Annotated in this window: 4 protein-coding genes and 1 pseudogene; 2 read left to right on the forward strand and 3 right to left on the reverse strand. The window is 58.7% G+C overall.

From position 1 onward, the window contains the following. Positions 1-10 precede the first annotated feature (10 nt). On the forward strand, positions 11-115 hold the full coding sequence (locus ACILRA_RS18065; RefSeq protein ID WP_395663460.1) for a 2Fe-2S iron-sulfur cluster-binding protein: 105 nt from the start codon (positions 11-13) through the stop codon (positions 113-115). Further along, complete coding sequence (locus tag ACILRA_RS18070; RefSeq protein WP_395663457.1) at positions 112-2448, forward strand: xanthine dehydrogenase family protein molybdopterin-binding subunit; 2337 nt, start codon at positions 112-114, stop codon at positions 2446-2448. The genes ACILRA_RS18065 and ACILRA_RS18070 overlap by 4 nt, the downstream gene beginning before the upstream one ends. 424 nt (positions 2449-2872) lie before the next feature. Here ACILRA_RS18070 and ACILRA_RS18075 read toward each other — a convergent pair whose 3' ends face one another. From ACILRA_RS18075 to ACILRA_RS18085, 3 genes and pseudogenes are all read right to left on the reverse strand, one after another. After that, complete coding sequence (locus ACILRA_RS18075; RefSeq protein WP_395663458.1) at positions 2873-5131, reverse strand: sulfatase-like hydrolase/transferase; 2259 nt, start codon at positions 5129-5131, stop codon at positions 2873-2875. Positions 5132-5143: 12 nt separating this feature from the next. After that, positions 5144-6127: a formylglycine-generating enzyme family protein gene (locus ACILRA_RS18080; RefSeq protein WP_395663459.1), complete on the reverse strand. Its 984-nt coding sequence runs from the start codon at positions 6125-6127 to the stop codon at positions 5144-5146. A 272-nt stretch (positions 6128-6399) separates the two neighbouring features. Beyond that, a pseudogene (locus ACILRA_RS18085) lies at positions 6400-6524 on the reverse strand (IS630 family transposase); the annotation flags it as partial.

Below are 6524 nucleotides of genomic sequence, written 5' to 3' on the forward strand. Positions count from 1 at the left end.
CCGCGAGGAGGTGAAGTACGCCCTCACCGGCAATGTCTGCCGCTGTACCGGTTATGAGCGGATCGTCGAGGCGATCATGTCTCTCTCCAAGAACTGTAAGGCCACCGCACCATGAACATCGCTTTTGACCCTGCCGCCGCTGTCATGGACCTGCCGCGCCGCGATGCACTGGACAAGCTCACGGGCCGAACCCGCTACACGGTGGACCTCATTGGCCCAGGCATGCTGCATGCCATCATCGTCCGCTCCACCGTGGCCTCGGGCCGCATCGTAAAGCTCGACTTGTCCAAGGCGCAGGCTCTGAAGGGCGTGCGTGCCATCGTAACGCATGCCGATGCGCCGGGCCTGCATGGCATCGGCATCGCCGACCAGCCACTGTTCGCCAGTGATGTGATCCGTCATCACGGCGAACCCATTGCGGCGATTGCCGCCGACACGGAGGAGATCGCGCGAGCTGCCGCGGCCTTGGTCGAGATCGAGGTGGAACCGCTCGCACCGCTTCTCACCATGGCAGAGGCGCTCGAGCCCGGCTCGCCGCTGATCCATCCGGGATGGCAGGATTACGAAGTGCTCTTCGCGGGTGCTGCGCGGGGTGGCAATGCGGCGTGGGAAGCGCGCGTTGTGCGCGGTGATACGGATGCCGCCTTCGCCCGGCCGGACGTGACGGTCGTCGAAGATTGCTTCCGTGTGGGCCGGCAGAGCCATGTGCCTTTTGAGCCGCGCTGCGCCATCGCCAGCTTCGAGGATGGCCGCTTCCACATCCAGTGCTCGACGCAGGTGCCATGGACGGTGCGGAGCATCACCGCCAAGGTGCTCGGCGTTGCGCCGTCGCGGGTGCGCGTCACCGTCCCCGCGGTTGGCGGTGGTTTCGGGTTGAAGTTTGACTGCACCATCGAACCCGTTGCCGCGATCCTCGCGAAGAAAACCGGTCGCACCGTCGGAATCCGCAACTCCCGCGAGGAGGAGTTTCTCACCTGTCTGTGCCGTGAGAACGCCGAGGTGCGCATCCGCTCTGCAGTCACGGCCGCAGGCGAGATCGCCGGGCGCGAGGCGACCGTGCTGATGGATTGCGGAGCGTATGGCGGAGAGCAGATATTCCTGACGACCATGACGGCGCACACGTTGGGTGGTAATTATCGTCTGGGCTCGGTTAAGTTGAATAGCCGTGCGGTCTATACCAACACGCCACCTAACGGCGCGTTCAGGGCCTGTAACGGGGTCTACAATACGTTCTTCCTCGAGCGTCACACGGACAACATCTGTGCGGCGATCGGCATGGATCCGATGGAATTCAGAAAGCTGAACGTGCTGGGTGACGGCTCGCTCGGCGCCACGGGGCAGGTGTTTCAAGGTGATGTGCTGCGGCCCATGCTTGAACGGATGGAGGCCTTCCGCGACGAGGTGCCTGACAGGCGCAAAGCTGCGGGCAACAGGCTCTATGGCCGCGCGGCGACAGTGGGCACGTGGTTTGTGTTCGTTGGCCCTTCGTCCGCCACGGTGAATCTCAATATTGATGGCAGTGCCACGCTCGTCACCTCAGGCGTCGAGATTGGGCAGGGCACAATGGTGCAGGCCATGCCGCAGATCGTCAGCGCAGTGCTGGGTATCGACCCCGCGGACGTGATCGTGAAAACGGCCGACACCGATGCTTCTGGCCGTGACCTTGGTGTGGGCGGAGGGCGCACCACTGTCTCTGTTGGTTCGGCTGCAAAGATGGCGGCAGAGAGGGTGCGCGAGCAGGTTCTTGAGATTGCGTCCGAAATGCTGCAGACACCCTCCACAAAACTAGTTCTGGCCAAAGGCCGTGTGGAGATTGCCGGCCGGCCAGGCAGCGGGATGTTGATCACCGAGGTTATCCGGCGCGCCGAAGCCATCCACGGCCCCGTTTCCGGGGTGGGCAGTTTTACTGCTCCCGGCCAACCAAGCCTGCCTGGTTGTGCTGCGGGTCACTTCATTGATGCCATCGACATTCCTGTCTTTACCGTGCACGACTGCGAAGTGGCTGTTGACCCTGATACGGGCCATGTTGAGATACTCAGTTATAAAGTGGTGCAGGACGTGGGGCGCGCACTGAACCCCCGGGCAGTCCGAAGCCAGATCCAGGGCGGTGTTGCCCAAGGTATCGGCTATGCACTGCATGAGCAGATCACGATCGGCTCCAATGGTGGAATCGAGCAGCCTGGCTTCGAGCAGTATCTGCTGCCGCTCGCAGAAGACGTCGTGCCCGTGGAGATCGTTCTGCACGAGGGTGCACCATCCATCGGCCCATTCGGCGCCAAGGGCGCTGGCGAAATCCCGATCATGAATGTGGGGGCTACTGTCGCCTGTGCTGTCTCCCGCGCGATCGGCAAGCCTGTTGCGGAGCTTCCTCTCACTCCGCCGCGTGTTCTCAGTCTCTTGAGAGGGAAAGATACCGTCGGATCATTGGATCACATCTCTTGGAGCTGAGGGAGTTTCCCGGTTTTCCCGATTGGTCTCGAGGGGCGGCACCGGCACACGTGTTTCTTTCTTTGCACCGGCTTGAGAGCGGCGGACGGTCAGTTGAGATTAACTCCCAATTCTCGCCGTCATGCCAGCGAAAGCTGGCATCCCGCTTTTGTTGCAGACATGTTGACAGAAAGCGGGACCCCAGCTTTTGCTGGGGTGACGGGAAGAATGGAGTGCAAACATTCCAGTGATCTCAACTGACAGCCCGCCGCTCTAGTCGAGAGCCTGATCCCTCAGGCTCCCTTGTCTATGCTGCATCGCTCAACGGACCGCCTCAGTCGTGGTGGCGCTCCCATGAAGAACCTGGCGCATAGTTCCTCCTACTATGCTGGAGAGAGGATTGCACCATCAAACCCTGGGATAAAGCAGCCATCCAGTCACACCGTCAGTTGCGGCAGTCACTTGGAATGTTTGCCCAGATGGTCTGCAAGTCGTTCCGGTCTGTAACGGCATTGTAGTCGAAATCAAAAGTGCTGGAACCGGTCCACGTCCTTACTGTCCGCCAGTAGTCGCTGACGTCTTTGATGTTGACAACGCGGTCACCATTGCCGTCGCCCTGACAAGATGGCTGCGTCGCAAACAGTTCGGCCAGGTAGTCTTGGAGCGCTTGCATTGACTCAGCAGCGCCATCGACAGAATCCAAATCGTTCACAGGGTCAACTGCGTTTGAGCTTATGTGCAGCGCGTCGCCGTCCCGATCGAGTTTCAAGTCGGTCGGGTTCTTGCTCTCGTTTACCTCGTAGAGTTCATCGAGGTAATACGACGTTGCAACTCCTACGGCGTCCGGGTCATAGTCCTTCCATTCGCTATGGATGAATTTGAAACGTGCGTCACGCGCCGTGTAGTAGATCTGCGGTGCTTGACCGACTTTCACGTCATTATAGGTGTTGGGGTCAGTCAGTGACCCGTAGATTTCCTGGTTGACTTGCCAGCATTCATCGACACCTGTGTTGACTGGAGTGACACTCGGGTCTGTGGCGCCCTCGCCCCACCAAACACCACCGTTGTCTTCGCAAACTCCTTTGTTGATTGGCGTTTGGCTGCATGTTCCACCCGCATCGTTGGTCCGCCCTATCACGCATGGCCCATTATGTGCGTTATTCTTCTGGATGTTGAGACCACCTTCTGAATAACTGAAGGTACGGATGGCTGGCTGCAATGGATTCCGCAGGTAGGGCATGAGCGGGCTCGAATCGATCGTGTTCGGCTTTGACGCCTTATGTGGGTCGAGCCCCGCTGCCTCGGCAAACAGGCCGTAGACATCCGCTGCACTAACAAGATGCGGGACGTCGCGGTTAGGCTGTTTGACCATGGGGCCTGATACCTGGAGCGGAACCCATATACCAGTCTGGTATGGTGACGCCTTTGATCGTAACAGGTCGAACGGATACTGTACGGTAATTCCAGCAGATCCATTGTCCCCGACGATGACAATCAGAGTATTGGTGCGTTCAGGTTCATAGACCAGCCGGCCTGCTTTATCTTTCCTTGCGAGCCCGGTCGACGTTAGCAGGCGGCCAAGTTCGGTATCCATCGCCTCTAGCATTGCGTCTGAAAGAATGCGCTGGACCGCTGGATTGGTGCAGTCGGTTCCAAGATTGAGCGGAGAGCCCAACGTCGAGGCAAGCTTCTGTCTGGTCGCTGAAGAAAGCAAGTGACCGGGTGGTGGCTGCAGCGGCGTATGATCGGCGCTGAACGACACAGTTGCCATCCACGGGGCACTCCTCCGTTTATTGTCGTTTATCCACTGTATCGCCGCATTGACCTCGATCGACGAGCGGTAGTTGCGGCCACGAGGATCAGTGACGGAGAGTTCGCTGACGCTGTTGTCGCGATTGATTACGAGCGGTGACACGTAGTGTGCGTTCTGTCTCTCGAAGTCCAGGTTTCCTGGAGGGTTGGCTTGGCACGAAGCGTTGGGAACCAGAATTCCACCCAGATTGAGGCAGGCAAGGCCGGGTGAATCGCCCAGCGTATCTCCGCTGATTTTCTGGCAGCGTGTCTGATTGTTCGTGTTTCGAATATAGCAGGCACCAGTGTTGGCGCCCTCGGTAGTCAATTGCCGGGCTACCGACGGGACATATCCGCATTTGTAGGTTCCACTCTGACCAACCCCGCCAGCCGTCGTGTCGATCGAAGCCGGCAGGCCGCCGATCCAGCCGTGGAAGTAGTCCCAGCCCAGTTGCCCCGGACTTCCGTTGACGGCCTTATTGTTCTCAGGGCCGCCAAGGTGATATTTGCCAAAGAAACCGCTTCTATATCCGGCCTGCTTCATCATGCGGGCTACCGTTACGTCATAAGGCGAGACTTGCGAGTTCGCGAGGTCACTTTGGCCGATTGCCTGGTAGACATTTGTCCGGAATGGATAACGCCCGGTCAGCAATGCCATTCGCCCATTGGAGCACTCGGGCATTGACCACGTATTGCGGAACCTTATTCCGCTCTCTGCAATTTCGTTGATCGTCGGTGTCTTGGGTGGTGTTTGGCCACCGTAGCCCATCGCACTCAGCTGGTCGATGCCAACGTCGTCCATGATCACGAACAGGATGTTCGGCTTTGATGGGGGGCTGGCTTCGGCAAGCCCTGTGCCTGCTGCGATGGCTAGGAATGAAGCCATGGCGGCGATAAACTTTTTGCGGAACATAGAACTCTCCTGTCAATAACTCCGCAACACCGTCCGGAAGCCCGTGTGTGAGCTACCAAGATCGGCATCGCCTGGTTGACGCGCACTCGGGCGGTAGCGGCCGCAGTAGGTGTTCGAGCACATCCATGAACCACCTTTTATGACGCGGCGTTGCGGATAGCGTGGATCCTCAACGAATGATGGATCTGGAGAGTGGCTTGGACGGTACAGGTCCTCGGTCCATTCCCAGACATTGCCAATCATGTCATACAGCCCGTAGCCATTCGGCTTGAAGCAGCCAACAGGGGCGAGGCCATGGTAGCCGTCGCTAGCCGTGTCGAAATACGGGAAGATGCCCTCCCAGATGTTGGCATCAGGCTGAAGGTCATCGCTCGGAACATCACCTCTCGCGCGTGCAGCCCATTCCCACTCTGCTTCTGTTGGCAGGTCGTGGCCCCGCCACTTGGCATAGGCTTTGGCATCCTCCCAGCTCACTTGCGTCACGGGGTCAGCATCGTGCGCTTCGATCGTGCTGGCCGGACCGCTGGGGTGGCGCCAATTTGCGCCGGGCGTGAAGACCCACCACATCGAGGGCACCAACTGCGGCAGCGTATCAGCGGGCATGACAAAAACCATCGCGCCAGGCACCCGATAGGCCTCAGGAAGGTCGGGATACTTATCCGGCGGGACTGATTTTTCGGCCGTCGTCACATAGCCTGTGGCTTTCACAAATGCGGCAAATTCGGAGTTTGTGACCTCGTGGCTACTGATCATGAACGCACCCACTGAGACCTCGCGCGAAGGGGCTTCTTCTGGGTAGTGGGAGTTCGAACCCATCATGAAACGTCCAGCCGGGATTTCAATCATGGTTGATCGGGCATCTGGAACTCCGTTAGATGCGTCATGGAAAGGCATACATGTGGCCGACAGCGCCGCCGGGTTGAAGCAGAACAACAGGAGTATCGCAAGCGTCGACACATAGACAGGCGCGCGCCTCACAGAAATGGCCGCAGTCAACGATGCCCCTCCAGTCAACATCAACTGTTGCTCCATTCCCCGTGAACATCGCAGCCGACTTGCGCGTTCTCTCAATAATCCGCACCGTCGCACTTCATCGCTCCGTCAAGCAAGAGCGTTCTCTTAAAAGCCCTCTATTCCCGCTGAGGTTGCTGCGGAGGAGCATTATGGGACGACAGTATCGAGGCCAGTACGGCCGTCTTCCATTCTGACTGATAAGCAAGGTCTTCTTCTTCTTCCTCGCTGACCTTCTCAGGAGAACGTGCCGTGTCCTAGTGGATTGACTCCAACGTTTGGAACCCACGGTTCCGAGCTGCGATGATATCGCCAGGGTTGGCTTTCCATGCGAAGGGTTTGGGACTGGAGGCGTTGTATTCGCGGATGAAGCGGTTGATGG

The organism is Aestuariivirga sp. (genome assembly GCF_044239095.1).
In the GTDB taxonomy this organism is placed as follows: Bacteria; Pseudomonadota; Alphaproteobacteria; order Rhizobiales; family Aestuariivirgaceae; genus Aestuariivirga.

Excerpts from the sequence above, each read along its gene's own strand:
- ACILRA_RS18070 (WP_395663457.1), top strand. The coding sequence starts at position 112 with ATGAACATCGCTTTTGACCCTGCCGCCGCTGTCATGGACCTGCCGCGC.
- ACILRA_RS18075 (WP_395663458.1), bottom strand. The coding sequence starts at position 5,131 with ATGTTCCGCAAAAAGTTTATCGCCGCCATGGCTTCATTCCTAGCCATC.